Annotated in this window: 29 protein-coding genes; 13 read left to right on the top strand and 16 right to left on the bottom strand. The window is 69.8% G+C overall.

Annotated features, from left to right (window positions below):
* Positions 1 to 41 precede the first annotated feature (41 nt).
* Entirely contained in the window at positions 42 to 665 is a 624-nt protein-coding gene (locus tag Q5716_RS12475) for a TrmH family RNA methyltransferase (RefSeq protein WP_305003475.1), read from the bottom strand.
* Positions 666 to 699: 34 nt separating this feature from the next.
* Between Q5716_RS12475 and Q5716_RS12480 the strand changes: the two genes are divergently transcribed.
* The 3 genes from Q5716_RS12480 to Q5716_RS12490 are packed head-to-tail and all read left to right on the top strand — an operon-like array spanning position 700 to position 3,319.
* Positions 700 to 1,548 (top strand): DNA-methyltransferase, encoded by an 849-nt coding sequence (locus Q5716_RS12480; RefSeq protein WP_305003476.1) that lies wholly within the window; start codon positions 700 to 702, stop codon positions 1,546 to 1,548.
* The gene (locus tag Q5716_RS12485) at positions 1,545 to 2,495 is read left to right on the top strand and encodes a DUF389 domain-containing protein (protein WP_305003477.1); all 951 of its coding nucleotides are present in this window, start codon (positions 1,545 to 1,547) and stop codon (positions 2,493 to 2,495) included. Before Q5716_RS12480 ends, Q5716_RS12485 begins: the two co-directional genes overlap by 4 nt.
* A 23-nt stretch (positions 2,496 to 2,518) precedes the next feature.
* Positions 2,519 to 3,319, top strand: coding sequence for an HAD-IIA family hydrolase (locus tag Q5716_RS12490; protein ID WP_305003478.1), 801 nt, complete (start codon positions 2,519 to 2,521; stop codon positions 3,317 to 3,319).
* Positions 3,320 to 3,326: 7 nt separating this feature from the next.
* Here Q5716_RS12490 and Q5716_RS12495 read toward each other — a convergent pair whose 3' ends face one another.
* The 3 genes from Q5716_RS12495 to Q5716_RS12505 are packed head-to-tail and all read right to left on the bottom strand — an operon-like array spanning position 3,327 to position 5,469.
* Positions 3,327 to 4,751 carry a septum formation family protein gene (locus Q5716_RS12495; protein ID WP_305003479.1) on the bottom strand — a complete coding sequence of 475 codons (1,425 nt, stop codon included), beginning with the start codon at positions 4,749 to 4,751 and terminating at the stop codon, positions 3,327 to 3,329.
* Positions 4,748 to 5,302 carry an orotate phosphoribosyltransferase gene (pyrE, locus tag Q5716_RS12500; RefSeq protein ID WP_305003480.1) on the bottom strand — a complete coding sequence of 185 codons (555 nt, stop codon included), beginning with the start codon at positions 5,300 to 5,302 and terminating at the stop codon, positions 4,748 to 4,750. The genes Q5716_RS12495 and pyrE overlap by 4 nt, the downstream gene beginning before the upstream one ends.
* A gap of 20 nt (positions 5,303 to 5,322) precedes the next feature.
* A complete protein-coding gene (locus Q5716_RS12505; RefSeq protein WP_305003481.1) occupies positions 5,323 to 5,469 on the bottom strand; it encodes a hypothetical protein in 147 nt (48 codons plus the stop codon).
* A gap of 100 nt (positions 5,470 to 5,569) precedes the next feature.
* Here Q5716_RS12505 and Q5716_RS12510 point away from each other — a divergent pair, with 100 nt between their 5' ends.
* Positions 5,570 to 6,406 (top strand): exodeoxyribonuclease III, encoded by an 837-nt coding sequence (locus Q5716_RS12510; protein ID WP_305003482.1) that lies wholly within the window; start codon positions 5,570 to 5,572, stop codon positions 6,404 to 6,406.
* Here Q5716_RS12510 and Q5716_RS12515 read toward each other — a convergent pair.
* A complete protein-coding gene (locus Q5716_RS12515; RefSeq protein WP_305003483.1) occupies positions 6,403 to 7,326 on the bottom strand; it encodes an AEC family transporter in 924 nt (307 codons plus the stop codon). The two genes, Q5716_RS12510 and Q5716_RS12515, sit on opposite strands and share 4 nt — an antisense overlap.
* A gap of 69 nt (positions 7,327 to 7,395) precedes the next feature.
* Here Q5716_RS12515 and Q5716_RS12520 point away from each other — a divergent pair, with 69 nt between their 5' ends.
* From Q5716_RS12520 to Q5716_RS12535, 4 genes are all read left to right on the top strand, one after another.
* The gene (locus Q5716_RS12520) at positions 7,396 to 8,058 is read left to right on the top strand and encodes a GntR family transcriptional regulator (RefSeq protein ID WP_305003484.1); all 663 of its coding nucleotides are present in this window, start codon (positions 7,396 to 7,398) and stop codon (positions 8,056 to 8,058) included.
* A gap of 127 nt (positions 8,059 to 8,185) precedes the next feature.
* Entirely contained in the window at positions 8,186 to 9,571 is a 1,386-nt protein-coding gene (locus tag Q5716_RS12525; protein WP_305003485.1) for a DUF6421 family protein, read from the top strand.
* Entirely contained in the window at positions 9,568 to 10,212 is a 645-nt protein-coding gene (locus tag Q5716_RS12530; protein WP_305003486.1) for an SDR family NAD(P)-dependent oxidoreductase, read from the top strand. Before Q5716_RS12525 ends, Q5716_RS12530 begins: the two co-directional genes overlap by 4 nt.
* Positions 10,209 to 11,264 (top strand): threonine aldolase family protein, encoded by a 1,056-nt coding sequence (locus Q5716_RS12535; RefSeq protein WP_305003487.1) that lies wholly within the window; start codon positions 10,209 to 10,211, stop codon positions 11,262 to 11,264. Before Q5716_RS12530 ends, Q5716_RS12535 begins: the two co-directional genes overlap by 4 nt.
* Positions 11,265 to 11,403: 139 nt before the next feature.
* Here the strand turns inward: Q5716_RS12535 and Q5716_RS12540 are convergent, their stop codons facing one another.
* The 3 genes from Q5716_RS12540 to Q5716_RS12550 all read right to left on the bottom strand — a co-directional run bounded on the left by Q5716_RS12540 (position 11,404) and on the right by Q5716_RS12550 (position 15,813).
* The gene (locus Q5716_RS12540; RefSeq protein ID WP_305003488.1) at positions 11,404 to 12,453 is read right to left on the bottom strand and encodes a zinc-dependent alcohol dehydrogenase family protein; all 1,050 of its coding nucleotides are present in this window, start codon (positions 12,451 to 12,453) and stop codon (positions 11,404 to 11,406) included.
* 34 nt (positions 12,454 to 12,487) lie between these two features.
* Positions 12,488 to 14,641: an ATP-dependent Clp protease ATP-binding subunit gene (locus Q5716_RS12545; protein WP_305003489.1), complete on the bottom strand. Its 2,154-nt coding sequence runs from the start codon at positions 14,639 to 14,641 to the stop codon at positions 12,488 to 12,490.
* A gap of 65 nt (positions 14,642 to 14,706) precedes the next feature.
* Positions 14,707 to 15,813: a class I SAM-dependent methyltransferase gene (locus Q5716_RS12550; RefSeq protein WP_305003490.1), complete on the bottom strand. Its 1,107-nt coding sequence runs from the start codon at positions 15,811 to 15,813 to the stop codon at positions 14,707 to 14,709.
* Between the two features lie 34 nt (positions 15,814 to 15,847).
* On the opposite strand from Q5716_RS12550, the gene Q5716_RS12555 reads away from it, so the two are divergent.
* Positions 15,848 to 16,663, top strand: coding sequence for a transposase (locus tag Q5716_RS12555; protein WP_305003491.1), 816 nt, complete (start codon positions 15,848 to 15,850; stop codon positions 16,661 to 16,663).
* 67 nt (positions 16,664 to 16,730) lie between these two features.
* Here Q5716_RS12555 and Q5716_RS12560 read toward each other — a convergent pair whose 3' ends face one another.
* The 4 genes from Q5716_RS12560 to dnaK are packed head-to-tail and all read right to left on the bottom strand — an operon-like array spanning position 16,731 to position 20,591.
* A complete protein-coding gene (locus tag Q5716_RS12560; protein WP_305003492.1) occupies positions 16,731 to 17,153 on the bottom strand; it encodes a heat shock protein transcriptional repressor HspR in 423 nt (140 codons plus the stop codon).
* A complete protein-coding gene (locus Q5716_RS12565; protein ID WP_305003493.1) occupies positions 17,153 to 18,100 on the bottom strand; it encodes a DnaJ C-terminal domain-containing protein in 948 nt (315 codons plus the stop codon). The genes Q5716_RS12560 and Q5716_RS12565 overlap by 1 nt, the downstream gene beginning before the upstream one ends.
* Before the next feature lie 19 nt (positions 18,101 to 18,119).
* Entirely contained in the window at positions 18,120 to 18,740 is a 621-nt protein-coding gene (locus tag Q5716_RS12570; protein WP_305003494.1) for a nucleotide exchange factor GrpE, read from the bottom strand.
* A gap of 3 nt (positions 18,741 to 18,743) precedes the next feature.
* Positions 18,744 to 20,591 (bottom strand): molecular chaperone DnaK, encoded by a 1,848-nt coding sequence (gene dnaK, locus Q5716_RS12575; RefSeq protein WP_305003495.1) that lies wholly within the window; start codon positions 20,589 to 20,591, stop codon positions 18,744 to 18,746.
* A gap of 158 nt (positions 20,592 to 20,749) precedes the next feature.
* Between dnaK and Q5716_RS12580 the strand changes: the two genes are divergently transcribed.
* Both Q5716_RS12580 and Q5716_RS12585 read left to right on the top strand, forming a co-directional pair.
* The gene (locus tag Q5716_RS12580; protein ID WP_305003496.1) at positions 20,750 to 21,340 is read left to right on the top strand and encodes a DUF2165 domain-containing protein; all 591 of its coding nucleotides are present in this window, start codon (positions 20,750 to 20,752) and stop codon (positions 21,338 to 21,340) included.
* 9 nt (positions 21,341 to 21,349) lie between these two features.
* A complete protein-coding gene (locus Q5716_RS12585; RefSeq protein WP_305003497.1) occupies positions 21,350 to 22,783 on the top strand; it encodes an MFS transporter in 1,434 nt (477 codons plus the stop codon).
* 5 nt (positions 22,784 to 22,788) lie between these two features.
* On the opposite strand, the gene Q5716_RS12590 is transcribed toward Q5716_RS12585, so the two are convergent.
* Positions 22,789 to 23,340, bottom strand: coding sequence for a MarR family winged helix-turn-helix transcriptional regulator (locus Q5716_RS12590; protein ID WP_305003498.1), 552 nt, complete (start codon positions 23,338 to 23,340; stop codon positions 22,789 to 22,791).
* Positions 23,341 to 23,396: 56 nt separating this feature from the next.
* On the opposite strand from Q5716_RS12590, the gene Q5716_RS12595 reads away from it, so the two are divergent.
* Entirely contained in the window at positions 23,397 to 23,735 is a 339-nt protein-coding gene (locus Q5716_RS12595) for a hypothetical protein (protein WP_305003499.1), read from the top strand.
* A 9-nt stretch (positions 23,736 to 23,744) separates the two neighbouring features.
* Positions 23,745 to 24,191, top strand: coding sequence for a MarR family winged helix-turn-helix transcriptional regulator (locus Q5716_RS12600; protein ID WP_305003500.1), 447 nt, complete (start codon positions 23,745 to 23,747; stop codon positions 24,189 to 24,191).
* A gap of 102 nt (positions 24,192 to 24,293) precedes the next feature.
* Here Q5716_RS12600 and Q5716_RS12605 read toward each other — a convergent pair whose 3' ends face one another.
* Genes Q5716_RS12605 through Q5716_RS12615 form a run of 3 tightly spaced genes read right to left on the bottom strand, consistent with a single transcriptional unit; the run spans position 24,294 to position 26,213 of the window.
* Positions 24,294 to 24,947 carry an ABC transporter permease gene (locus tag Q5716_RS12605; protein ID WP_305003501.1) on the bottom strand — a complete coding sequence of 218 codons (654 nt, stop codon included), beginning with the start codon at positions 24,945 to 24,947 and terminating at the stop codon, positions 24,294 to 24,296.
* Positions 24,944 to 25,669, bottom strand: a complete 726-nt coding sequence (locus Q5716_RS12610; protein ID WP_305003502.1) for an ABC transporter ATP-binding protein — start codon at positions 25,667 to 25,669, stop codon at positions 24,944 to 24,946. Before Q5716_RS12610 ends, Q5716_RS12605 begins: the two co-directional genes overlap by 4 nt.
* Positions 25,662 to 26,213: a TetR/AcrR family transcriptional regulator gene (locus Q5716_RS12615; protein ID WP_305003503.1), complete on the bottom strand. Its 552-nt coding sequence runs from the start codon at positions 26,211 to 26,213 to the stop codon at positions 25,662 to 25,664. Before Q5716_RS12615 ends, Q5716_RS12610 begins: the two co-directional genes overlap by 8 nt.
* Positions 26,214 to 26,215 lie beyond the last annotated feature (2 nt).

The raw sequence follows: 26,215 nt of genomic DNA on the forward strand, positions 1-26,215 counted from the left end.
CTCTCGCACGTCGGGCACCGCGTCGTGCCCGTTCGTCGAGCCTACCGAGCGTGCTCCCGCACCCATGAGTGCATCACGATGGCCGCCGCGGCCGACGCGTTGATGCTGCGCGTCGACCCGTACTGGGTGATCTCCACTGCCATGTCTGCCGCGGAGAGCGCCTCCGCGGAGAGTCCCGGCCCCTCCTGGCCGAAGAGCAGGATGCACCGTTCCGGCAGCACCGTCGACTCGATCGGCACGCTCCCCTCGACGTTGTCGACCGCGACGATAGGCAGTTCGTGCTCTCGCGCCCACGCGACGAGATCGGCGATGTCCGGGTGGTGGAGCACGTGCTGGTACCGGTCGGTCACCATCGCGCCGCGCTTGTTCCAGCGTCGGCGACCCACGATGTGCACCGCCTCGGCGAGGAAGGCGTTGGCCGAGCGGACGATCGAGCCGATGTTGAGGTCGTGCTGCCAGTTCTCGATCGCCACGTGGAACGGATGCCGCCGCTCATCCAGGTCGGCGACGATCGCCTCCACGCTCCAGTACCGGAACCGGTCGACGACGTTACGCGTGTCGCCCTTCTCGAGCAGCTCGGGGTCGTAGCGCGGGTCGTCCGGCCACTGCCCCTGCCACGGTCCGACGCCGTGTGTCGTGAGCTCGTGGCTGGGGTTGTCGGTCACGACTCCGAGGGTAGCCCTCTGTTAATGTCGGGGGATGCACGAGCCCTGGTCGCCCGATGGCCCGAGCCGAGTCATCCGGGGCGACAACCTCGAGGTCATCCGCGCGCTGCCGGACGCGAGCTTCCGACTCGTCTACCTCGACCCGCCGTTCAACACGGGCCGCACCCAGCGACGCCAGACGATCACGACCACGCGCAACCCGGAGGGCACCCGCGGCGGTTTCAAAGGCGAGCGCTACGACGTCGTCAAGACCACGCTCTACCGCTACGACGACCGCTTCGAGGACTACTGGGAGTTCCTCGAGCCGAGGCTCGCCGAGGCGTGGCGGCTGCTCGACGACCGGGGCACCCTCTACCTGCACCTCGACTACCGGGAAGCCCACTACGCGAAGGTCGCACTCGACGCGCTCTTCGGTCGCGAGAACTTCCTCAACGAGATCATCTGGGCCTACGACTACGGCGCCCGCACGAGGAGCCGGTGGCCGGCCAAGCACGACACGATCCTCGTCTACGTGAAGGACCCGGCCCGCTACTACTTCGACAGCGAGTCCGTCGATCGGGAGCCGTACATGGCGCCCGGGCTCGTCACCCCCGAGAAGGTCGCGCTCGGCAAGCTCCCCACGGACGTGTGGTGGCACACGATCGTGTCGCCGACCGGTCGCGAGAAGACGGGGTACGCGACGCAGAAGCCGGAGGGGATCCTGCGCCGCATCATCCAGGCCTCCAGCGCGCCGGATGACTGGGTACTCGACTTCTTCGCCGGCAGCGGCACCACCGGCGCCGTCGCCGCCGCGCTCGGGCGGCGCTTCGTGCTCGTGGACGAGAACCCCGACGCCGTCGAGGTCATGCGGGCCAGGCTGGGCGAGGAGGTGGTGTTCGGATGATGCACCTGAGGGTCATATCGCCCGCAGACCGTACGGATGAGGTGCTCGATCTGCTGACCCGCGACCCGGCGGTCGCGAACCTCGTGGTGCACCGCGGGGCGGCCATCGACCCCGCTGGCGACGTCGTCATCGGGGATGTCGCTCGAGAGTCCGCGGACGAGGTCGTCACCGCGCTCAAGCGCCTCGGCATCGCCTCGAGCGGCTCGATCGCCCTCGACGCCGTCGCCGTGGCGCTGTCGCACCGCGGCGCAGAAGCGGAGCACGCGGCCCCCGGCGACGGCGGCGACGCCGTCGTGTGGGACGAGATCGAGCAGCGCACCGGTGAGGAGTCGCGACTCTCGGTGACGTTCCTCCTCTTCCTCACCATCGCGACGATCATCGCCGGAATCGGGGTGCTGCTCGATCAGCCGATCCTCATCGTGGGAGCGATGGTCGTGGGGCCGGAGTTCGGACCGCTCGCGGCGTTCTGCGTGGGCGTCGTCCGCCGTCGGCCGCGCGTCATCCTGCGCTCGGTGATCGCGCTCGTCGTCGGGTTCGCGGTCGCCGTCGCGGTGACCATCCTGTCGACCCTGGGGCTGGATGCTCTGGGCCTCATCGACCGGCAGATGCTCCTCGACCCCCGCCCCCTCACCGACTTCATCTGGCGACCGGACGCGCTGTCGTGGATCGTCGGGTTCCTCGCGGGTGTGGCGGGCATCTTGTCGCTCACGACGGCCAAGTCGGGCGCGCTGGTCGGCGTGCTCATCTCGGTGACCACCGTCCCGGCGGCCGGCAACATCGCCGTCGCGATCGCCTACGGCGCGCCGGAGGAGGCCTGGGGCTCCGCCGGTCAGCTCGGCATCAACTTGGCGGCGATCGTCACGGCGGGCATCCTCACCCTTGCAGTGCAGCGCTGGACCGGGCGGCGGCGGCCGAAGGCCGTGACCAAGGCCGTGACCGGCCCGTAACAGCACCCCGGTACTCTGGTCGCATGGGCAACCGAGGCGAGATCGAGTGCTGGCTGACCGACATGGACGGCGTGCTCGTCCATGAGAACCACCCGATCCCGGGTGCGTCCGATCTGCTGCAGCAGTGGCGCGACCAGGGCAACCCCTACCTCGTGCTCACCAACAACTCGATCTTCACGCCGCGCGACCTGAGCGCTCGCCTCAAGGCGTCCGGCCTGTACGTGCCGGAAGAATCGATCTGGACCTCTGCCCTCGCGACCGCCGACTTCCTCGCGTCGCAGATGCCGGGCGGGAGCGCGTTCGTGATCGGCGAGGCCGGCATCACGACGGCGCTCCACGAGGCCGGCTTCGTGATGACCGAGTCCGACCCCGACTACGTCGTCGTCGGCGAGACCCGCAACTACTCGTTCGAGGCCATCACGAAAGCCATCCGGCTGATCGGCGGCGGGTCGCGCTTCATCGTCACCAACCCGGATGCCACGGGCCCGAGCGCCGACGGACCGCTCCCCGCCACGGGCGCCGTCGCCGCCCTCATCACCAAGGCGACCGGCAAGGAGCCGTACGTCGTCGGCAAGCCGAACCCGATGATGTTCCGCTCGGCGATGAACAAGATCGGCGCGCACTCCGAGAACACCGGCATGATCGGCGACCGCATGGACACCGACATCGTCGCGGGCATCGAGGCGGGACTGCACACCATCCTCGTGCTCACCGGCATCAGCGACCAGGCGGAGATCGAGCGCTACCCGTTCCGTCCCGACGAGATCATCGACTCCGTCGCCGACCTTCTCGCGACCGAGCCGTACGAGACCGACGCGATCTGACGCGTCGCTACTGCGCGGGCGCTTGCGGCTGCGCCACCGACGCGGTGAGGCTCTCGCCGGATGCGCGGCTCACGAAGCAGTAGAAGGTGCGATCGCCGTCATCCCACTCCGCGGCCGTTGCCGCGAAGCTCGCCGTCACCTGGATGTCGGCCGCCGTACCCGCGATCTGGTAGTTGATGACCGTCGGAGCGGTGCAGAGCAGGTTGATGCGCTTGGTGAGCTCCTCGACGCCGGGGTAGGCGACGGTCGCGTCATCCGGGAATGTGCCGCGGTAGACCATCTGCGCCGTGTGGGGCGTCGCGCAGTCCACGACGGTGTAGCGGTCCTGCCACGCGGACTCGTACGGGTCGAGGCACTCGCCGCCGAGCAGCTCGTCCCACTGGTATTCCCCGGGGGCGACGGGCCCGACCGGGAGAGGTCCGGCCGTCGCGGTCGGTGTGGGGCTCGGGCTCGCGGTCACGGCGGGCGCGGGCGCGGTCGAGGCGAGCCGCTGGCCGACGAGGAACAGCGCGACGAGCGCGAGCACCGCGACGAGGCCGAGCGCGACACCGATGAGGATCTTCTGCGTTGTCGAGATCGGCGCGCGCTCGCGCTTCGGTGGCTTCTCCCCCGGGGGCTGCGGCGGTGTCGGCGGCGGACCGCTGAAGACCTGGTCGCCGTCGTACTCGCGGAACTGCGAGTCGCCGAACAGGTCGTCGATCGACGACGGGGTCGGGGTCGGATTCGACTCGCCCGCGGGAGGCTCGAGGCCCACGATCTCGGCCTCGATGACCTCGGTGACGCCCTCGAGCGAGGAGTCGACCGGCTGAGCCTGCCACGGATCCCAGGGCCGCTGCTCCATCTCCTGGCCCGGGAACGCCTGCGTCGGCGCGTCCACCGGGAACGCCTGCGTCGGCGGCTCGGTCGGAAACGCCTGCGTGGGCGGCGGGGGCGGCGGGATGCTCGGCTCCGGCGGTGCGACGGGCGGCGAGTACGACGGCAGCGTCGGCTGCGGGATCACCGGAGGATCGGGGAGCACCGGCGGCGCGACGGGGGGCACGGGCGCGGCGGGCGGCGCCGACGGGGTGACGGGCGGCGCAGGCGGCACGGGCGGCGCAGGCGGCTCCGGCGCGGCGGGGGTCGGAGGCGCGGGGACGGCGTCGCCCGGAGTCAGTCCCCACTGAAACGGGGCACCCGCGCTCGGTGCAGAAGGAGAGGGAGCCACGAGCGGGGCGACCGGCGGCAGAACGGGAGGAGCGGGCGGCGCGACCGGCGGCTCAGGGACGACCGGGGGCACCGGAGCCGCGGGTGCTGCGGGAGGCGCGGGCGGGGTCGGGGGCACCGGCGGAACGGGGGCAGCCGGGGGCTCGGACTGCACCGGCGTCGCATCCGTGTCGAACTGGCTCGACAGCCAGTCGCTGCCGTCGAGCTCGTCCTTGTCCCTCTCGCTCATGTCCGCGGGAGCCCCAGATCGTCGAGGCCGATCGCGGCGAAGTACGGGTAGCCCTCGGCCTCGATGCGCTCGCGGGCGCCCGTGGCCCGGTCGACCACGACGGCGACGGCGGCGATCTGCGCGCCGACCTTCTTCAGCGCCTCGATCGCGGCGAGCGGCGACCCGCCCGTCGTGGAGGTGTCCTCGAGCACGATGACGCGCTTGCCCGCGAGGTCGGGGCCCTCGACCTGCTTGCCGCGGCCGTGGTCCTTCGGCTCCTTGCGCACGACGAACGCGTCGTACGAGAGTCCGCGCGCGGCGCCCTGGTGGAGGATCGCGGAGGCGATCGGGTCGGCCCCCATCGTCATGCCGCCGACGGCGGAGACATCCGGAACTCCGGCGATCAGATCGAGCATGACCTGCCCGATGAGCGGTGCGACGCGGTGGTCGAGGCTGACCTTGCGCAGGTCGACGTAGTAGCTCGCCTTCTTGCCGCTCGTGAGCGTGAAGTCCCCGTGGAACACGGCATCGGCGGAGATGTAGTCGATGAGCTGCTGCTTCGCGTCGGTCACCCAGCCAGCCTACTGAGGAGTCAGGGCGAGGGGATGCCCGCGAGCACGATGAGCGCGCTCGCAGCAACCATCACGGCGAAGGCGACGATCGAGATCACCACGGCGCGCTTCGCGTCCGTGCGGTTGGCCGCGACATCCTCGTCGAGCAGCTCGTCCCACTTCGTCACCCTCGAAGGATAAAACCTCACTACCGACATCGTCCTGCCCCAGTAGAGGGGAGGACCGGCCGTGGTTCCCGCGTCGGTCGATGCTTGTAGCGTGGATCCCATGCGTGTTGCGACCTGGAACGTGAACTCGATCCGCACCCGAGTCGGCCGCGTCGTGGACTGGCTCGGCCGCGAGGACGTCGACGTGCTCGCCATGCAGGAGATCAAGTGCACGGAGGCGCAGTTCCCGTTCGACGCGTTCGCGGAGGCGGGCTACGAGGTCGAGCTGCACGGCCTCAACCAGTGGAACGGCGTCGCCTTCGCGAGCCGGCTGGGCTTCGAGGATGTCACGGTCGGCTTCGACCGCGCGCCCGGCTTCGGCAAGGCGCTCGACGACGGCAGCCTTCCGAAGGAGGCCCGAGCGCTCGGCGTGACCGTCGCGGGAGTGCGGCTGTGGAGCCTCTACGTTCCCAACGGGCGCGAGCTCGACAACCCCCACTACCCGTACAAGCTCGAGTGGCTCGCCGGTCTGGCAGCGGACACGAGGGACTGGCTGGCCGAGCATCCGGACACCCCGCTCGCGCTCATGGGCGACTTCAACATCGCCCCCTTCGACCACGACGTCTGGGACATCGGCGTCTTCGCCGGCAAGACGCACGTCAGCCAGCCCGAGCGGGACGCGTTCGCCGCGCTCGAAGCGGCCGGCCTCGTCGACGTCGTCCGCAAGCGCGGTGTCGAGGGCTACACCTACTGGGACTACCAGCAGCTGCGGTTCCCGCGGAACGAGGGGATGCGCATCGACTTCATCCTCGGCTCGAAGCCGTTCGACGACCTCGTGCTCGAGGCGCGCATCGACCGCAACGAGCGCAAGGGCGACGCCCCGAGCGACCACGTTCCCGTCGTCGTCGACCTCGACCTCGAGACCGAGGACGAGGACGACCGCCCGATGTTCCTCTAGGGGGCGAGCAGCGCCGCCACCACCACGAGCGCGGGCAGCGAGAGCACCGTCGTGATGAGCACGATGTCGCGCGCCATGATCACGCCGCGGCCATAGCGCTGGGCGTAGTTGAACACGTTCTGGGCGGCCGGCAGCGCCGCGAGCACGACCGCCGCGAAGAGCGGAAGCCCGGTGAGGCCCACCCCGAAGTAGCCGAACGCCCACGCGATCGTCGGCATGAGGGCGAGCTTGAGGGATGACGCGAGCAGCACGTCGCGGCGGGACGAGCCCGGCGCGAGGGGCCGCTGGCCGTGCAGCGACATCCCGAACGACACGAGCATCACCGGGACGGCCGCGGCGCCGATGATGCGGAACGGCTGCATGACCTCGTCGGGCGGCGTCCACTGCAGCGCCGATACGAGCACGCCGAGGGCGGAGCCCACGATGATCGGATTGCGGAACGGGCGGAGCAGGATGCGGCCGATGGACCCTCCACCGTGCTGCTGCACGTCCAGGGCGGTGAGCGCGACGGGGGCGAACACGAGCAACTGGAGGAGCACGACCGGGGCGGCGAACGCGGCATCCCCGAGCACGAATACGGCGACGGGGATGCCCATGTTGTTCGCATTGACGTAGCCCGAGCCGAGCGAGCCGATGATCGACTCCGAGAGCTCGCGGCGCCAGAGCAGTCTCGCGATCGTGAAGAACACGAGCCCGGAGCCCACCGCCGCGACGAAGGACACGAGCAGCTGCGAGGAGAACAGCACGTGGATGTCGGCGTCGGCGAGCACGGTGAAAAGCAGGCACGGCGACGCGACGTAGAACGCGAAGCGCCCGAGGACGAACTGCGCGTGCTCGCCCAGCACGCCGGAGCGGCCGACGATGTAGCCGATGAGGATGATCGTCGCGATGACCGCGAAACCGATGAGGACCCCGATCACGATTCCCCTCGCGGTGTCGACAGGCGCAACTCGAGCGACCGCGGGAGCGCCGCACCATAGTATCGAGTAATGAGCGACACCACGGTTCCGGACGCGGGGACCGACCCCCGCATCTCCTCGAGCCCCGTCGTGACGAAGGTGTTCGACGACATCCTCGCTGCCGTCAACCGGGGCGACCTGCTGCCCGGTCAGCGCATCAGCGACGCCGAGCTCGCCCAGAGGTTCGGCGTCTCCCGCACGCCTGTCCGCGAGGCCCTCCAGCGGCTGCGCGACATCGGGGTGATCGAGGCATCCGCGAGCCGCTTCACCCGCGTCGCGGACGTCACGCCGCAGCAGACCCTGCAGGCGTACATCGTGTGGCAAGCGCTCTTCACCGCGGTGCTCGAGGAGGTCGTGCCCGGGTTCGTCCCGGAGCAGGTGGAGTCGCTGCGTGCCGCGCACGAGGACTTCCTCGCGGGCCTCGCCGACCACTCGGCTCAGCACATGGCGACGGCGAACTTCCTGTTCGTGCAGCACATCGCGGAGCACTCGCGCAATGCGGTGCTGCAGCGCGCGCTCGTCTCCGTGGTGCACATCATTCGGCTCGGCAGCCTGCACCTTCCGGAGTACGTCGATGTGGAGTCGATCAGCCGGGCTCAGTCGCTGCTCATCACCGCGTGCGAGTCGCGCGACCTCGGTGTCGCGCTCGAGGCGATGCGCGTGCTGCGGAGCATCCGAATTCCGCAGAACTGAGCCGCGACTCAACAAAAGCGCGCGCTTGCGCCGCGTGACGCACGATTCCGTCGTGAATCGCAACCAAACGCCTCAACCTCGCGGTTAGCCTCGAATGGACAACCGATTTCGAGGACGGAGGTGACCCATGTCGCGAACGCAGAGCGCCATCATTGGAGAACCCGAGGTCCTCGAGGACCGGGCACTCGAGACCCGACCGGACTGGCTCGAGATCAAGGCGGCCGCGACCGCGCTCCAGCCGCTGCAGTCGCACGACGGCAGCATCGAGGATGCCGCGAGCCACGGTGTCGCGCGGCAGCAGGTCGACCGCATCCGCGCTGCCCTGCCCGCGTTCGCGGAGCTCCTGCCACACGACGCCGAGTACCTCCGCGCCCTCGACGCCGACTTCGCGCGCTGGGCCGACGAGGGCTTCGGCGTGCCCGACTTCCTCGACTCGCTCGTCGCCTTCCAGCCGCAGCGGGACCGCGTGGACGGGCTCCGGCACCTCGTGGTGTTCCCGATGTACACGCAGAACGGCAGCACCGACCGCCGCGTGGAGGCCGTGCTCGTCGAGGTCGTCTGGCCCGACTTCGTCGCGGCCCTCGAGGCGGGCGAGTACTCGAACGCCCTCTTCGTGCCGATCCGCTTCCTGGACTTCACGGCCGGCTACGACACCAACTCGGCGGTGCTCTTCCCCGAGACGGTGGCGATGCGCAGCATCCCGACGTTCACGTGGGGCGCGATCTTCGCCGACCGCGAGGCCGCGCGCTTCCGCCGGGTCGTGCGCGAGGCATCCGCGATCACCCACCTCGACCTGCCGGAGGACGCCGCGCGCATGCTCGACGACCAGCGGCTCACCGAGGAGACCTTCGTGATGTGGGACCTCATCCACGACCGCACGCACATGCGCGGCGACCTGCCGTTCGACCCATTCATGATCAAGCAGCGGATGCCCTACTTCCTGTACTCCCTCGAGGAGCTGCGTTGCGACCTCACCGCCTTCCGCGAGGCTGTGCGGCTGGAGCGGGCGGACGACACGGATGACACGACCCGCGAGCACGCGAAGCTCGTGCAGTACGCCGTGATCTTCGACCGCATCTTCCGATTCGCGATCACCGGCTCGCGAGTGCGCAACTACGACGGCCTCGGCGGCCAGTTGCTGTTCGCGTGGCTGCACCAGCACCACGTGCTGCACTGGACGGACACGTCGCTCGCGATCGACTGGGCCGAGGTGCCCGACGTCGTCGTCGCGCTCTCCGACGCGATCAACGACCTGTACTGGAAGTCGATCGACCGCCCGAAGGTCGCGCACTGGCTCGCCGCCTACGAGCTCGTGTCCTCGACGCTCACCCCGAACCCGGCGTCGAACTGGGCCGCGGGGCTGCCGAAGGAGGTGCTCGCCGGTCCGCCGAAGGGCTACACCGACGAGGTGCTCGACGACGAGTTCCCGCTCTCGATGTTCTACGAGGCGCTGTCGAAGAAGATGGGCGACGTCATCGAGTCCACCCGCGGAATCGTCGGCAGCGCGGTGTGAGCCGGCTCGTCCTCGTCGCCGGCGCCGGGAGTGATTCCGGCCGCGCGGTGTGCGCCCGGCTCATGGATGACGGCGCGCGCGTCCTCGCGGTCGGCTCCCGGCTCTGGCAGCTCGCCGACACCCCGGCGACGGCGAGGTACGAGGCGGACCTGTCGAGCGCGTCGGCCGTCGAGACCCTCGCCGCTCGAGTGCGCGCCGAGCACGGCACGATCGACGGCCTCGTCCACCTCGTCGGCGGCTGGCGCGCGGGTCGCGCCGACGACGACTGGGCGTGGCTCGAGTCGCGGGTGATCGAGACCTTCCGGCTGGTGTCGCGCGAGTTCCACCCCGACCTCGCCGCCGCCCCCGCGGGCCGACTCGTGATGGTGTCGAGCTCGACCGTCGAGAAGCCCACGTGGTCGAACGCGAACTACGCCGCGGCCAAGGCGGCGGCGGAGGCGTGGGCGCGCGCCGCGGCCTCGGGGTTCGCGAAGGGCGGGACCGCGGCATCCGTGATCCTCGTGGTCCGCTCGCTCGGCGAGGGAGACGGCGCGACGGGCGTGGATGCTCTCGCCGATCGCATCTCCACGCTGTGGGACGACCCCGCCGCGGTGCTCAACGGCACCCGCATCCCGCTCGCTCCTGAGAGACTGACCACGTGACCCAGCTGCATGACACGACGTACCGAGGATTCGCGAGCGACAACTACGCGGGAGCGCACCCGGAGGTGATCGCCGCGATCGCGGAGGCGAACGGCGGACACCAGATCGCCTACGGGGAGGACGTGTACACCGCGCGCCTCCAGGACGTGATGAAGTCGCACTTCGGCGAGCGGGCCGAGGCGTTCCCCGTGTTCAACGGCACGGGCGCCAACGTGACCGCGCTCACGAGCGTGCTGCCGCGCTGGGGAGCGGTGATCGCGACCTCGACGGCGCACATCCACACCGACGAGAACGCTGCCCCCGAGCGGGTGAGCGGCCTCAAGCTCCTCACCGTCGACACCCCCGACGGCAAGCTCACCCCGGAGCTCATCGGAACCGAGGCGTGGGGCTGGGGCGACGAGCACCGCGCGCAGCCGCTCGCGGTGAGCATCACGCAGACCACCGAGCTCGGCACGCTGTACTCGGTCGAGGAGGTTCGGGCGATCGCCGACTACGCGCACGAGCGCGGCATGGTGCTGCACATGGACGGAGCGCGGCTGTCCAACGCGGCGGCGGCGCTCGGCACGGGCTTCCGCGAGTTCACGACCGACGCGGGCGTCGACATCCTGAGCTTCGGCGGCACCAAGAACGGACTGCTGTACGGGGAGGCGATCGTGGTTCTTAACCCCGAGGCATCCGACGGCCTCGTCTTCCTGCGCAAACTGAACATGCAACTCGCGTCGAAGATGCGGTTCGTGTCGGCGCAGCTCATCGCGCTGCTCACCGACGACCTGTGGCGGCGCTCCGCGGGTCACGCGAACGCGATGGCCGCGCGCCTGCGGTCGGCCCTCGAGGATGCCGCGCTCCCCGGCCTCGGCTTCACGCAGGCCACGCAGGCCAACGCCGTGTTCGCCACCCTGCCCGCCGGCGTCGCGGACCGCTTGCGCGAGAGTTTCCGCTTCTACGACTGGAACCCCGCGACCGGCGAGGTGCGCTGGATGACCGCGTTCGACACCACCGAGGGCGACATCGACGCGTTCGTGGCGGCGATCGCGCGCGAGTTGTCAGCGTAGGTTTACCCCGTCGAAGGAGGCCCGGACGTCGATCGCCCAGCGACAAGGGCATACCCCAGTCGCTAGGGCGCGGCGAAGTAGACGCGCTCCTGCCATTGAGACGAGCCCGTGCGGGGGCAAGACAGGCTCACGCGAACGGCTAGGGCCGCAGCAGCACCTTCGTCGCGCGACGCTCGTCCATCGCGGCGTAGGCTTCGGCGGCCTCGGAGAGCGGCAGCTCGAGGTCGAACACGAGCCCCGGGTTGAGGGAGCCGTCGAGCACCTCCGGCAGCAGCTCGGCGACGTAGTTGCGCACCGGCGCGACCCCGCCGTTCGCGCCCACGTTGGTGCCGAACATCGTCTGGATGGGCAGCTCGGCGCCTCCGTTGGGCACGCCCACATAGCCCACCATGCCGCCGGGGCGGGCGGAGCGCAGCGCCTGATCCATCGACTCGGCGGTGCCGACGCACTCGAGCACGCAGTCCGGGCCGATGCCGTCGAAGAGCTCCTTGATGCGCGCGATGCCCTCGGCGCCGCGCTCCTCCACGATGTCCGTCGCACCGAACTGACGCGCGATCGCCTGGCGGTCGGCGTGCCGCGACATCGCGACGATGCGGGATGCCCCGAGCCGCTTCGCGGCGAGCACCGCGCACAGCCCGACCGCCCCGTCGCCCACGACGGCGACCGTGCTGCCGGGGCCGACTCCGGCGGACACGGCAGCGTGGTGACCCGTGCCCATGACGTCGGAGAGAGTGAGGAGAGAGGGGATGAGCGACGGGTCGGGCGTCCCGGGCGTCGGGTAGAGGGTGCCGTCGGCGAGCGGCACCCGCACTCGCTCGCCCTGCCCGCCGTCGACGAAGTCGCCGTGGCGGTCCGGGGCACCCCACCAGCCGCCGTTGAGGCAGCTCGTGCTGACGCCGTTGACGCAGTTCGCGCACGTCATGTCGCACCAGTAGAACGGGGCGATGACGAAGTCACCGACCGAGACCTTCGACACGTCGGAGCCGACCTCCTCGACGATCCCGACGAACTCGTGGCCGATACGCCGAGGCTTCGTTGTCGGGGTGACCCCGCGGTAGGGCCAGAGGTCGGAGCCGCACACGCACGCGGCGACGACGCGGACGACGGCGTCGGTGGGCGCGAGGACCGCCGGGTCGGCGACCTCCTCGACGCGGATGTCACGGGCGGCGGAGATCACGGTGGCGAGCATGGTTTCAGGCTACGCCTCCCGTGTTGCTGGCGGGTTACTCCCCGAGCCGCGTGACCGAGAGTCCGTCGCCGTCGTCGGCGACCGTCACGAACACCGTCTCGCCGTCGCGGATCTCGCCGGAGAGCAGCGCTTTCGCGAGCCTGTCGTCGATCTCGCGCTGCATGAGCCGCCGCAGCGGCCGGGCGCCGTAGATCGGGTCGTAGCCGCGCTCCGCGAGCCAGTAACGGGCATCGGGGGTTACGGCGAGCTCGAGGCGGCGGGCCGCGAGCCGGCGCGATAGCCGATCGATGTACAGCTCGACGATCTGCGAGAGGTCGTCGGTCGACAGCGGCGCGAACACGACGATGTCGTCGAGGCGGTTCACGAACTCCGGCTTGAACGCCTGCCGCACGAGCTCGCCGACCGCCTCCTTGCGCTGCTCCCAGGGCAGCGACTGGTCGGTGATGAACTGGCTCCCGAGATTGGACGTGAGGATCAGGATGACGTTGCGGAAGTCGACCGTGCGCCCCTGCCCATCGGTCAGGCGGCCGTCATCCAGCACCTGCAGCAGCACGTCGAACACCTCGGGGTGCGCCTTCTCGACCTCGTCGAGCAGGATCACCGAGTAGGGCCGACGGCGCACGGCCTCGGTCAGCTGGCCGCCCTGCTCGTAACCGACGTAGCCGGGAGGGGCTCCGACGAGCCGCGAGACGGAGAACTTCTCGCCGTACTCGCTCATGTCGATGCGCACGAGGGCCTTCTCGTCGTCGAACAGGTACTCGGCGAGCGCCTTGGCGAGCTCGGTCTTGCCGACGCCGGTCGGGCCGAGGAACAGGAACGAGCCCGTCGGCCGATCGGGGTCGGAGATGCCGGCGCGGGTGCGGCGTACCGCCTCGGATACGGCGGCCACGGCATCCTTCTGCCCGATGAGCCGCTTGCCGAGCTCCGCCTCGAGGTGCAGGAGCTTCTCGGTCTCGCCCTGGGTGAGCTTGTCGACGGGAACGCCCGTCCACGCCGCGACGACCGCCGCGATGTCCTCCTCCGTCACCTGGTCGTTGACCATGCGCGGGCCGGTCGGCTCCGACTGCTCGGCGGTCGCGAGGGCGGCCTCGATGCCGGGAATGGTCTCGTAGTTGAGCTTCGACGCCTTCTGGTAGTCGCCCTCGCGCATGGCGCGGTCGAGCTGGATGCGGGCGTCGTTGAGCTGGGTCTTGAGGTCGCCGACCCCGGTGAGCGACGACTTCTCCGCCTTCCACCGCTTCTCGAGCTCCTCGAGCTCCTTGCTGCGCTCGGCGAGGTCCTCGCGCAGCTTCTCGAGCCGGGCCTTGGATGCCTCGTCCTTCTCCTTCTTGAGCGCGAGCTCCTCGATCCGCAGCCGGTCCACCGCTCGCTTGAGCTGGTCGATCTCGACGGGCGAGGAGTCGATCTCCATCTTGAGCCGCGACGCGGCCTCGTCGATGAGGTCGATGGCCTTGTCGGGGAGCTTGCGCCCGGAGATGTACCGGTTGGAGAGCGTGGCCGCCGCAACGAGGGCGGAGTCGGCGATCGCGACCTTGTGGTGCGCCTCGTAGCGCTCCTTGAGGCCGCGGAGGATCGCGACGGTGTCTTCGACGTTGGGCTCGCCGACGAACACCTGCTGGAAGCGGCGCTCGAGCGCAGCATCCTTCTCGATGTACTGGCGGTACTCGTCGAGCGTCGTGGCGCCGATGAGCCGCAGCTCGCCGCGCGCGAGCATCGGCTTGAGCATGTTGGCCGCAGCCACGGACCCCTCGCCTCCACCGGCGCCCATGAGGGTGTGCAGCTCGTCGATGAACGTGATGATCTGGCCGTCGGACTCGTTGATCTCCTTGAGGACGGCCTTGAGGCGCTCCTCGAACTCGCCCCGGTACTTGGCGCCGGCGACGAGGGCGGCGAGGTCGAGCGCGATGAGGGTCTTGTCCTTGAGCGAGTCGGCGACGTCGCCGGCGACGATGCGCTGGGCGAGCCCCTCGACGACGGCGGTCTTTCCGACGCCCGGCTCGCCGATGAGCACGGGGTTGTTCTTGGTGCGCCGGGTCAGCACCTGGCTGACTCGGCGGATCTCCGCGTCACGCCCGATCACGGGGTCGAGCTTGCCGCTGCGCGCGATGGCGGTCAGGTTGACCCCGTACTGCTCGAGCGCGGTCTTCTGCTCCTCGTCAGTGCCGGGAGCGCCCTGCATGTTGGCCATGAGGCCCTTTCTAGCGCGGTTGCGCCGATCTGAAAACTTGAGTCGTTCTGGCTCAATTTTAGCACTCAGGGTTGGCGAGTGCTAGAGGTCACCGTGAACTTGGGGGTCCGCGAGACCTGCCGGGTCGGCCCCACGACGCGCTGCAGCTCCCCGCGGTACGCGAGGGCGGAGTTGTACACGGTCCAGAGCTCGCCGCCGGGACGCAGCATCCGGGCCGCCGACGCGAAAAGCTTCGACGCGATGCCGGTGTGCACCGCCCCTCCGTCGTGGAACGGCGGGTTGAGCAGCACGAGGTCGACGCTCGAGTCCGGGATGCCCTGCCCCGCGTCATCCCGCAGCACCCGCACGTTCGGCAGGCCGTTGAGCTCCGCGGTGCGGGCCGCGGCCGCGACCGCCGCCGCAGAGACATCCGTCGCGATGACGTCCGCATCGGGGTAGCGCTGCGCGAGCCTCGCGGCGAGGATGCCCGACCCGCAGCCCAGATCGACGACGGTGCGGGCATCCGGCAGCTCGTCGAGCACGGCAAGGAGCGCCCGGGTGCCGATGTCGAGGCGGCCGCCGTTGAACACTCCGGGGGCGGCCAGGTACCGCACGGCGCCCTCGTCCCGCACGTCGGGCAGCATGCCGCGGCACGACACCATGGCGTTCTCGCTCCCGACGAGCACGCGGGACTTCTGCCGCGCGTGCGTCACATCGACCCGGTCGAAGTAGCGCCCCAGCACCTCGTTCATCCGCGGCGTCATGTGCTTGATGCGACCGCCGGCGTACACCGTGGTCTCCGGGCCACCGGCGTCCGAGATGAGGTGGGCGACGTCGTCGAGCCGGTCGAGGGAGCGCGGCAGCTGCCACAGCACGACACGCGCTCCGGCGAAGCCCTCGTCGTCGAGCGCTACCGTGCGGTACTCGCGGGCGCGCTCCCCCGCGTTCGCGGCGAGCGCCCGCTCGGCGACGATCGAGTCCTGGTGCACCCGCACGCCGCGCGCACCGAGCGCGATGGCGCCGAGGGTAAGCGCCCCGTAGTTGTCGTCGATCACGAGCACGCCGTCGGGGTGCGCCGCGATGGCCTCGGCGGCGGTGTCGAGGATGAGCCGGTCCGTGGCATCCACGGCGACGAGCTCGGGCGACTCGACGTCCGGCCACCGCCGCAGCGCGGAGAGGTCGAGGTCGGTCATCCCCCCATCATCCCGCGAGCGTCAAGATGGATGCATGACCACGCGCGAGACCGACGCCATCGCCGCCGAGCTGTACGGGCTTATCCCGACCGAGTTCACCGCGGCCCGCAACGCGGCGGCGAAGTCGCTCGAGCCCGCCGATCGCGCCGTCGTGATGGCGTTCCCCCGGCCGTCGGTGGCTGCGTGGGTCGTGAACCTGCTCGTGCGTCAGCGGCCCGATCAGATCGACCAGGTGCTCGAGCTGGGTGCGCAGCTGCGCGAGGCCCAGTCGGAACTCGACCGGGATGCCCTCGCCGAGCTCACTCGGCAGCGCCGCCAGCTTGTGGGCGCGCTCGCCCGCAACGGCGCGGCGCTCGCCGATGTGGCGGGCAAGCCCGTCTCGGACGCCGTCGTGGACGAGGTCGCCCAGACCCTGCAGGCCGGCATGTCGGACGCGGATGCCGCGGCCGCCGTCCGCAGCGGCGTACTCGTGCGCTCGCTCGAGGCCGTCGGGCTCTCCGTCGACCTCGAGGGGGCGGTCGCCGGCTCGCCGATCGAGCGGGCGCGGGTCGCTCCGGTCGACGAGCTCGAGGCGAAGCGCGCGCGAAAGCGGGCCGAAGACGAGGAGCGCCGCGCGGAGGCGCAGCGTGCGTTGGAGGCGGCGGAGTCGGCGCACGAGAAGGCGGAGCGCGTGGTCGCCGATGCGATCCGCGCGCGCGACGCGATCGCCGAGCGGGTGGATGACGCGGCCCGCACCCTCAAGGCACTGAAGGCCGAGCTCGCCGCCGCCGAGAAGGCGCTCAAGGCCGCGGCATCCACCCGCAACATCGCCGCCGACGCCGCGGATGCCGCTCGTCGCGGCGCGAGGTGAGAGAAGCCGGGCTCGACGGGCCGTCAGGCGCCCCGCCTATTCTCACCTCGACGAGGTGGGAGGTCGGCTACTCCGAGCCGCGACGCAGGGGGCGCCAGACGACGACCTGGTTGGCCTTCTCGGCGCGGGCGCCGGCTCGCAGCGAGACCACGTCGCCCGCCGCGCCCGCGGCGAACACCCGGCGGCCGGGGCGGTTGAGGAGCTCCTCGGCGAGCGCGTGCTCGAGCTCGCGCACGCGGCTCGAGAGCTCGCTCACCTGGTTCTCGAGCTCGAGGATGCGCCGGATGCCCTCCAAGTTGAGCCCCTGGGCGCTGAGCGCCGCGATCTCGCGCAACTGCACGACGTCGCGCATCGAGTAGCGCCGCGACTGGCCCGCCGTCCGCGTCGGGCTCACGAGTCCGAGCCGGTCGTACTGGCGGAGCGTCTGCGGGTGCATCCCCGCGAGCTCCGCGGCGACGGCGATCGCGAAGACGGGGGTCTCGGCATCCATCAGGCCTTGGCCCTCTCGAGCAGCTCCGCCCGCGGGTTCTCGTCGGGCATGGCATCGGCGAACGCCTTGAGCGCGGCGAGCGCGTCGTCGGGGATGCGGGATGGCACGGCCACCTCCACTTCGGCAAGCAGGTCGCCCGACCCCTTCGCCGTCGTCACCCCGCGCCCCTTGACGCGCAGGATGCGGCCGCTGGGAGTGCCCGGGGCGACGCGCAGCTTCACCGGCTCACCGCCGAGCGTGGGCACCTCGATCGTCGCGCCGAGCGCGGCCTCGGTGAAGGTGACCGGGACGGTCACCCGCAGGTTGAGGCCGTCGCGCTCGAAGACGGGATGCTTGCGCACCGTCACCGTGAGCACGAGGTCGCCTGCCGGGCCGCCGTTGGGGCTCGGCTCGCCCTTGCCCTTCACCTTGATCTTCTGGCCGTCGCTCACGCCGGCCGGGATCTTGACCGTGATCGGGGCGCCGCCCGCGGCCTGCAGCTTGATCGTCTCGCCCTTGATGGCGGTGACGAAGTCGAGCGTCGTCGCGGCGCTGATGTCGCGGCCGGGCGTCGGGCCGGTGCGGAAGCCGCCCTGGCCGCCGAACATCCCGCCGAGGAGGTCTTCGAAGCTCGCGCTCTGGTACGCGCCGCCGCGGTTGCCGAACATGCCGCCGAAGACGTCCTCGAAGCCGCCCGCCTGGCCCCCGCCGCCCGCCGTGAAGCGGGCGCCGGAGCCCATCGCGCGGATCTGGTCGTACTCGCGGCGCAGCTCGGGGTCCGAGAGCACGGAGTGCGCCTCGCTGATCTCCTTGAACTTCGCCTCGGCCGCCGCGTCCCCCGGGTTCGAGTCCGGGTGGTACTGGCGGGCGAGCTTGCGGTAGACCTTCTTGAGCTCGGCCTCCGAGACATCTTTCGAGACGCCCAGCACCGCGTAGAAGTCCTTGTCGAACCAGTCCTGGCTTGCCACTGGTACCTCTCTTACGGGGTTACTCGGCGGGGACCGAGACGGCCACCTTCGCGGGGCGGATGAGCCGCTCCCCGAGAACGTAGCCGAGCTCGATCACGTCGGCGACGGTGTTCTCGGTGACGTCCGGCGTCGGCAGCTGCACGACCGCTTCGTGGAAGGCGGGGTCGAAGGGCTCGCCCTTCTCGCCGACCGGCTTGAGCCCGTATTTGTCGAACGCGGTCCGCAGCTTCTGGGCGATGAGCGTCACGGGGGCGCCCTCGACGAGGTCGCCGTGGGCCTCGGCCCGGGCGAGGTCGTCGATCGTCGGAAGCAACGTGCGGAAGACCTCGGCGATGACCGCCTCGCGGTTGGCCGCGCGGTCGCGCTCGACGCGCGTGCGGAAGTTCACGAGCTCGGCCTGGGCGCGCAGCATGTCGTTGCGCATCTCGGCAACGAGGTCGCGCTCCGCCTGATCGAGCAGCGCGCGGTCCTCCTCGCTCAGGGCGTCGCCCTCCGAGGAGGCGGAGTCGTCCCCCGCCTCCTCGGCAGCAGCGCTGTCGGCCTGAGGCTCGCGAACATCGCCCGTCTCGGGATCGATGCGACGCTTGTCCCGGATGACCGGCTCGTCCTTCTCCTCCGGGTTGATGTTCTCGTCAGCCATCGGTTACTTCTTGTCCTCGTCGTCGTCCACGACCTCGGCGTCGACGATGTCCTCGTCGCTGCTCTCGGCTGCGGGCTCGGATGCCTCGGCCGGCTGCTCCGACTGCGCCGAGTAGATCGCCGCACCGAGCTTCTGCTGGCTCTCGCCGAGCTTGTCGGCGGCGGACTTCACCGCGGCCTCGTCGTCACCGGCGAGAGCGGACTTGAGGGCATCCACGTCGGCCTGCACCTCGGACTTGACGTCCTCGGGCAGCTTGTCCTCGTTGTCCTTGATGAGCTTCTCGACCGAGTACGCGAGCTGCTCCGCGTTGTTGCGGGTCTCGGCCGCCTCGCGGCGGGCCTTGTCCTCCGCCGCGTGCTCCTCGCCCTCGCGCACCATGCGCTCGATGTCCTCCTTCGACAGCGAGCTGCCGCCGGTGATCGTCATCGACTGCTCCTTGCCGGTGCCCTTGTCCTTGGCGGACACGTGCACGATGCCGTTCGCGTCGATGTCGAAGGTGACCTCGATCTGCGGGATGCCGCGCGGCGCCGGCGCGATGCCGGTGAGCTCGAACGTGCCCAGGTTCTTGTTGTCCCGGGTGAACTCGCGCTCGCCCTGGAAGACCTGGATCGCGACCGACGGCTGGTTGTCGTCGGCGGTCGTGAACGTCTCGCTCCGCTTGGTCGGGATGGCGGTGTTGCGCTCGATGAGCTTCGTCATGATGCCGCCCTTCGTCTCGATGCCGAGGCTGAGGGGGGTCACGTCGATGAGCAGGACGTCCTTGCGCTCGCCCTTGAGGACGCCGGCCTGGAGGGCGGCGCCGACGGCGACGACCTCGTCCGGGTTGACGCCCTTGTTGGGGTCCTTGCCGCCGGTGAGCTTCTTGACGAGCTCGGTGACGGCCGGCATGCGGGTGGAACCACCCACGAGCACGACGTGGTCGATGTCGGAGACCTTGATGCCGGCCTCCTTGATGACGTCCTCGAACGGCTTCTTGGTGCGGTCGAGCAGGTCGCTCGTCATCTGCTCGAACTGGGCGCGGGTGAGCGTCTCGTCGAGGTTGGCCGGGCCGTTCTCCGTGAGGGAGAGGTAGGGCAGCTGGATGGTCGTCGAGGTCTGGCTCGAGAGCTCCTTCTTGGCCTGCTCCGCGGCCTCCTTGAGGCGCTGCTTGGCGATCTTGTCGTTCGAGACGTCGACGCCGGTGGTCTCCTTGAAGCGCTTGATCAGGTGGTCGACGATCCGCTGGTCCCAGTCGTCGCCGCCGAGGCGGTTGTCACCGGCGGTCGCGCGCACCTGGATCGTGGAGAAGTCGTCGTCCTTGCCCACCTCGAGGAGGGAGACGTCGAAGGTTCCACCACCGAGGTCGAAGACGAGGATGAGCTCGTCCTCCTTGCCCTTGTCGAGGCCGTACGCGAGGGCAGCAGCGGTGGGCTCGTTGATGATGCGGAGGACGTTGAGGCCCGCGATCTCGCCGGCCTCCTTGGTGGCCTGGCGCTCCGCGTCGTTGAAGTAGGCGGGAACGGTGATGACCGCGTCGGTGACGGGCTCGCCGAGGTACTGCTCGGCGTCGCGCTTGAGCTTGGCGAGGATGCGCGCCGAGATCTCTTGCGGGGTGTACTTCTTGCCGTCGATGTCGGTCTTCCAGTCGGTGCCCATGTGGCGCTTGACCGAAGAGATGGTGCGGTCGACGTTCGTGACGGCCTGGCGCTTGGCGGTCTCGCCGACGAGCACCTCCCCGTCCTTGGTGAATGCCACGACCGACGGGGTCGTGCGGAAGCCCTCGGCGTTGGCGATGACCGTGGGCTCGCCGCCCTCGAGGACCGCGACCACCGAGTTGGTGGTACCGAGGTCGATTCCTACTGCTCGAGCCATGTGCTCTGTTCTCCTTTGTTGCTCGTCCTGCTAGGTCTGCTCGCAGCCTTGAGCCGCGATGTATCAAGTTTGGCAGCCTGTGGATAACTCTGTCAAGTCGAACTTGAGCCGACTCGACTCAAGGTGACCGCGACGGATGCCCGGGCTAGGGTGCAGCCATGACAACGTCGTCGGAGAACCGCACCTGGTGGCAGAAGCTCGGCTCGCTCCCCTTCGCGGTGGCCGTGCTCGTCGCGTGCAACGCGCTCTACATCTTCCTCGTCGCCCTCGGCAACATCACCGACTACGACACCAACTTCGCCTTCGTGCAGCACGTGCTCTCGATGGACACCACCAACTTCGGCGCCGCCGAAGGCACCGGCCTCGACCCCGACGTCATGTGGCGAGCCATCACCGATCCGGTGATCTGGAACATCGCCTACATCGGCGTCATCGTGTGGGAGAGCCTCGCGGCCCTGGTGCTGATCGGCGCGTGCGTCGCGTGGCTGCGGGCATTCGTCATCCGCGGCCCGTACAACCTCGCCCGCACCCTCTCGACGATCGGCCTCCTCATGATCATCGTGCTGTTCTTCGGCGGCTTCATCACGATCGGCGGCGAGTGGTTCCAGATGTGGCGCTCGACATCGTGGAACGGCCTCGACCCGGCCTTCCGCAACGCCGTGCTCGCGGCCATCACCCTCGTGCTGATCCACACCACCGCGCAGGGCTGGGTCCGCAAGGTTAACCCCGAGAACACCTCGACCCACTAAGGTTCCCCCATGACGGACAGCACGCCGGACCCGACCGGGGTCACTCCCCCCATGCCCGCCAACACGCTCGCCGTGGGCGTCACCCCGCGCGCGCTCGACGACGACCGGGTCATCCCGCGCAAGCAGGTCGTGTCCTGGGCCTTCTGGGACTGGGCTACCCAGCCGTTCAACTCGGTCATCCTGACGTTCGTCTTCGCGTCGCTGTACCTCGTCTCAGACAACTTCCTGCCCGCCGACATCGCGGCCCTCGACGACGGCGACCCCCTCAAGGTCAAGGCGCTCGCCGACCTCTCCGCCGGCTACGGCGTGGCGGGGTTCATCGCCGGACTCCTGATCCTGCTGCTCGCCCCCGTGCTGGGCCAGCGAGCGGATGCCTCGGGCAAGAAGAAGCGCTGGCTGCTGCTGGCCACCGCCGTGCTCGCGCTCATCCAGTTCCTGCTGTTCTTCGTGTTCGCGAACCCGCAGTTCTTCTGGTTCGGCGCCATTCTGCTCGCTCTCGGCCAGGTGGTGTCGGAGATCGCGGGCGTCAACTACAACGCGATGCTCGTGCAGGTCTCGAACCGGCGCACGATCGGCAAGGTCAGCGGCCTCGGCTGGGGCCTCGGCTACATCGGCGGCATCGTCGCGCTCGTCATCGTCGTCGTGCTGCAGTCGTTCTCGTGGTTCGGGCTCGACACCTCCAACGGGCTCGCCTACCGCCTCATCGCGGTCGGCGCGGCCGTGTGGACCGTCGTGTTCTCCCTCCCGCTCGCCTTCAACGTGCCCGAGGCCCCGGCGACGGGAGCCGCCGCCGGCCGCGTGAACTTCTTCGCCAGCTACGTGGTGCTCGTCAAAGACATCGGCCGGCTGTTCCGGGAGTCGCGGCCGACGTTCTGGTTCCTCGTCTCGAGCGCCGTCTACCGCGACGGGCTCGCCGCGATGTTCGCGTACGGCGGCATCCTCGCCGCCGTCGGCTTCGGGTTCTCGGACAACGAGGTCATCCTCTTCGGCGTCGCCGCCAACATCGTCGCCGGCATCTCGACGATCTTCGCCGGCCGAGCCGACGACTTCTTCGGGCCGAAGCGCGTCATCCTGTTCGCCCTCTTCGGGCTCGTCATCCTCGCGGTCGCCCTCTTCGTCTTCCACGGGTTCGGGCCGATCGTCTTCTGGGTCGGCGGTCTGATCCTCACGTCCTTCGTCGGACCGGCGCAGGCGGCGAGCAGGTCGCTACTGGCGCGCGTCACGCCGGACGGCCGCCAGGGCGAGGTGTTCGGTCTCTATGCGACGACCGGCCGCGTCGCGAGCTTCATCTCGCCGGGACTGTGGGCGCTCTCGATCGCGATCTTCGGCTCGACGATCTTCGGAGTGCTCGGCGTCGCGCTCGTGCTGCTCGTCGGCGCCATCCTGCTGGTGTTCGTGAAGGTGCCGCGCTTCGGCCGGCACGAGCTCGCCGACGAGAAGTAGCGGCGCTAGGGCTTCCAGGCGGCGACGAATCGAGTGAGGAGCTCGGCGAGCTGGGCAGCCTCCTCCTCGCTGAAGCCCGCGAGCGCGTCCGTCACCGCGGAGCGGCGGCCGGAGCGGATCTGGTCGAGGAGCGATCGCCCGGCCTGAGTGATCGCGAGCACGCTCTTGCGGGCATCCCGCGGGTCCACCTCCCGGGAGACGAGACCCCGCGATGCCGCGTCGGCGACGAGCCGGGATGCCCGCGGCTGGTCCACCCCGATCGCGTCGGCGACCTCGGAGATCCCGAGCCGGGCGTCGGGTGACGCGGCGGCGAGCACCTCGAGCAGGCGGATACGTGCACCCCCGTGCATCCCGCGCCCGTGCATCCGCGCGCCCGGATGCCCGGGATGGCCCGGCCCGTGACCTCCCGCCCACGGTGGCGGGCCGTCGCCCCACGGCGGTCGCCGCTCACCCCACGGCGCGCCGGGGAACGGGCCGCCCCTCCCCGGCCCGGGTCGCAGGGCGAGGAGGGCTTCTTCGATCTGGCGGACAGCATCCGCTTGACGCGAGTCGGACATATATGTAATCTTACATTCATTGTCATATGACATGCATTACAGAAGGAGAGTTCACGATGAACGCCACGAAGACGAACCGCCCGGGCTACTGGCTCCGGGCCATCGAGTACCGCAAGCACCAGCTGATGCGCGAGCAGCGCCGCGCCTTCCGCGACTCGCTCGCCGACCAGGCGCGCGAGGGCATCTCCGACGAGGACTACGCCACCACCATGGCGACCCTCGAGAAGATGGCCCGCAACCTCGGCTACGACGGCGAAGAGATTCCGCGCCGCGGCTTCGGCCCCGGGCATCCGTTCGCCGGCTCCGGTCACCACGGCCACCCGTTCGGCGCCCGCGGCTTCCGCCGTCAGGACCGCGACGAGCGGCCCTTCCCCACGGAAGACACCCAGGCGTAGCCTCGAACCATGACCGCGACTCGACCCATCGGGTACTGGCTGAAGCTCGTCGATCGACTGATCGACGAGCAGTTCGCCGCCACCCTCGAGGAGCACGGCGTCACCCGGCGCCAGTGGCAGCTGCTCAACGTCCTCTCTCGAGAGGCGTCGAGCGTGCAGCAGCTGGATGCGGCGGTGGCGCCGTTCCTGTCTGCGGGGGCCAGCGGGGAGGGCGTCGGAGTCGGCGAGCCCGAGTCATCCGTCGAGCACCTCACCGAACTCATCGAGAGCGGCTGGGTGGACGCGACGCCGACCGGCTACGAGCTCACCGACCGCGGCCGTTCCGCCTTCGAGCGGCTCGAGGCCGTCGTCGCCGAGCAGCGCACCATCGTCGCGCAGGGCGTCGCGCCCGAGGAGTACGAGCAGACCGTCGCGGTGCTCGAACGGATGGCCCGCAACCTCGGGTGGAGCGAGTAGGGGCGCAGTCGGCGCTCAGCGGTCCAGCTGAAGTCGGCGCCAGCTAAGGACGGTCGCGGCGGCGAAAAGAACGAGCACAGGAGCCACGAGTGCGAGCTGCCCTCACACAGGCGCACCCGTTGCCCACAAACCAGGTGATGAGAACGGGAACCACGCCCCGATCCCGCCGATGGCCGCGACCTGGGCCACCACGACGACGCCGACGATCGTCGCGATCCCGGCGAGAGCACCACGGCCGAGTGTGGCAGCCCACGCCGCCGGGAGCGCGAGACAGGCCGTCAAGAGCGACACGATAAGTTGCGTGGCGAGCGCCGCGGCATCCGGAACGCTCGGCAATCCGAATACGAACCCGAGCGCGACTAGCGCCGCCACAAGGACGGCAGATACAACGGCCGCCCAGAGCAGGTAGACGATCAGCTTCGCTAGTGCGGTTGTCCCCCGCCCCACCGGTAGAGCGAACAGGCCTGTGACGGTGCCCTCGGAGAACTCCCGTAGGTACAGCCACGACAGCACAACTCCGAAGCCGAGAAGACCAGCGATCGCCGTGATCTGTGAGGCGGTGGACAGATACCCCGCCCACCCGCCCGGATCGACGAGGGCACCGAGCTTCGCGGCAAGGTTCGGGTCGTCGCCCGAGGCGGCCAGCAGCATCGACGAGCACAGCAGGCCGATTCCGACCGTGAGCATGATCGTTGTCGCGATCGACACCCGCGCTCGAACGAACTTCATCGTCTCGGTGATCAGTGCGGCCTTCATGCCGACTCCTTGTCGTGCGTGTGGACCAGATCGAAGAAGGCCCGTTCGATGTCGATTCCGTTCGGATCCAGAGAACCGATGATGATGCCGGAGTTGAGCACGGTAACCCTGTCGGCGATGCGCGCCACCTCATCGAGGTGATGACTCGACACCAGGATTCCAGCGCCACGCTCAGCCCTGCGCTGGAGTGCCTCGCGCAACAGAATCACGCCGGAGGGGTCGAGGGCGTTCGTTGGTTCGTCAAGGACGATCAACCGTGGGTCGTGCTGGATAGCGGACGCGAGGCCGAGACGCTGCCGATTGCCGAGCGACAGTCGACCAGCGCGCCGATCCGCGTACTGCTCGAGATTCAACTCCTCCATCACGGACGCTACCGTCGGGGGGATGTCCTCCGCCCGCACGCCGTGCAACCTCGCGCCGAGCGCGAGGTTGCCGCGGACCGTGAGCTCGGCGTATGCGAGTGGGTACTCGACGAGGTGTCCGACCCCCGCCCAGATCCGGTTCGGCGCGGCGCGCAGATCGTGCCCCTCGATCGCGACCGAACCATCGCTCGGCCGGAGCATGCCCAGCAGCACGCGCATGAGGGTCGACTTACCAGCACCGTTCAGACCGACCAGGGCGTGGATCTCCCCCGGCTGCACATCGATGTCAACACCGCGGATGCCAACCCCGCCGTCGAAGGTGCGCACCAGCCCCTGAGCCGCGAGCCGCGCCTCAGCCACGGTGTTCCAGAACGTCGAGCGCGGCGTCGATGGCGGCGCCAAGGTCGGTGTCCGACCCCAGGCTCCACTCGAGCAAGGCGGTGTTGAGCGCGGCGACCGTTGCCGCGGCCGCGATCCGCGCCGCCACGGCATCACCGCCGAGGGCGACAGCGATCGATGCCTCGGTCTGAGCGCTGTTGCGCCACATGCCCGCGCGTAGTCCCGGGGACTCGGCGACGATCCTGGTGCGAGTGCGCACCTCGTCCGTGGCGGGGAAGGGCAGGGCATGCCATGCCGATCGAACTCCCCGGGCGGCCCGGGCGAGCGGCGCAAGGTCGGCGGGCTGATCGCGGACCGCGGCGGCGATCAGCGGGTCATAGGGGTCGTCGAGCAGGAGGCTCTCTTTGGAGGGGAAGTAGCGGAAGAACGTCATCTCGCTCACCCCCGCGCGCTCGGCGATCTGGGCGATGCTCGTGTCGTCGTAGCCCTGGTCGGCAAAGAGTTCGAGGGCGACGGCGAGCAGGCGGGCGCGCGTGCGCTCCTTCTTGCCTGGTGGTGTGGTCACGC

The sequence above is a fragment of the Antiquaquibacter soli genome (assembly GCF_030580675.1).
In the GTDB taxonomy this organism is placed as follows: domain Bacteria; phylum Actinomycetota; class Actinomycetes; order Actinomycetales; family Microbacteriaceae; genus Rhodoglobus; species Rhodoglobus soli.

Excerpts from the sequence above, each read along its gene's own strand:
- Q5716_RS12585 (WP_305003497.1), top strand. The coding sequence starts at position 21,350 with ATGACGGACAGCACGCCGGACCCGACCGGGGTCACTCCCCCCATGCCC.
- Q5716_RS12570 (WP_305003494.1), bottom strand. The coding sequence starts at position 18,740 with ATGGCTGACGAGAACATCAACCCGGAGGAGAAGGACGAGCCGGTCATC.
- Q5716_RS12520 (WP_305003484.1), top strand. The coding sequence starts at position 7,396 with ATGAGCGACACCACGGTTCCGGACGCGGGGACCGACCCCCGCATCTCC.
- Q5716_RS12580 (WP_305003496.1), top strand. The coding sequence starts at position 20,750 with ATGACAACGTCGTCGGAGAACCGCACCTGGTGGCAGAAGCTCGGCTCG.
- Q5716_RS12590 (WP_305003498.1), bottom strand. The coding sequence starts at position 23,340 with ATGTCCGACTCGCGTCAAGCGGATGCTGTCCGCCAGATCGAAGAAGCC.
- Q5716_RS12480 (WP_305003476.1), top strand. The coding sequence starts at position 700 with ATGCACGAGCCCTGGTCGCCCGATGGCCCGAGCCGAGTCATCCGGGGC.
- Q5716_RS12545 (WP_305003489.1), bottom strand. The coding sequence starts at position 14,641 with ATGGCCAACATGCAGGGCGCTCCCGGCACTGACGAGGAGCAGAAGACC.
- Q5716_RS12555 (WP_305003491.1), top strand. The coding sequence starts at position 15,848 with ATGACCACGCGCGAGACCGACGCCATCGCCGCCGAGCTGTACGGGCTT.
- Q5716_RS12550 (WP_305003490.1), bottom strand. The coding sequence starts at position 15,813 with ATGACCGACCTCGACCTCTCCGCGCTGCGGCGGTGGCCGGACGTCGAG.
- Q5716_RS12540 (WP_305003488.1), bottom strand. The coding sequence starts at position 12,453 with ATGCTCGCCACCGTGATCTCCGCCGCCCGTGACATCCGCGTCGAGGAG.
- Q5716_RS12485 (WP_305003477.1), top strand. The coding sequence starts at position 1,545 with ATGATGCACCTGAGGGTCATATCGCCCGCAGACCGTACGGATGAGGTG.
- Q5716_RS12510 (WP_305003482.1), top strand. The coding sequence starts at position 5,570 with ATGCGTGTTGCGACCTGGAACGTGAACTCGATCCGCACCCGAGTCGGC.
- Q5716_RS12560 (WP_305003492.1), bottom strand. The coding sequence starts at position 17,153 with ATGGATGCCGAGACCCCCGTCTTCGCGATCGCCGTCGCCGCGGAGCTC.
- dnaK (WP_305003495.1), bottom strand. The coding sequence starts at position 20,591 with ATGGCTCGAGCAGTAGGAATCGACCTCGGTACCACCAACTCGGTGGTC.
- Q5716_RS12600 (WP_305003500.1), top strand. The coding sequence starts at position 23,745 with ATGACCGCGACTCGACCCATCGGGTACTGGCTGAAGCTCGTCGATCGA.
- Q5716_RS12605 (WP_305003501.1), bottom strand. The coding sequence starts at position 24,947 with ATGAAGGCCGCACTGATCACCGAGACGATGAAGTTCGTTCGAGCGCGG.
- Q5716_RS12525 (WP_305003485.1), top strand. The coding sequence starts at position 8,186 with ATGTCGCGAACGCAGAGCGCCATCATTGGAGAACCCGAGGTCCTCGAG.
- Q5716_RS12595 (WP_305003499.1), top strand. The coding sequence starts at position 23,397 with ATGAACGCCACGAAGACGAACCGCCCGGGCTACTGGCTCCGGGCCATC.
- Q5716_RS12490 (WP_305003478.1), top strand. The coding sequence starts at position 2,519 with ATGGGCAACCGAGGCGAGATCGAGTGCTGGCTGACCGACATGGACGGC.
- Q5716_RS12495 (WP_305003479.1), bottom strand. The coding sequence starts at position 4,751 with ATGAGCGAGAGGGACAAGGACGAGCTCGACGGCAGCGACTGGCTGTCG.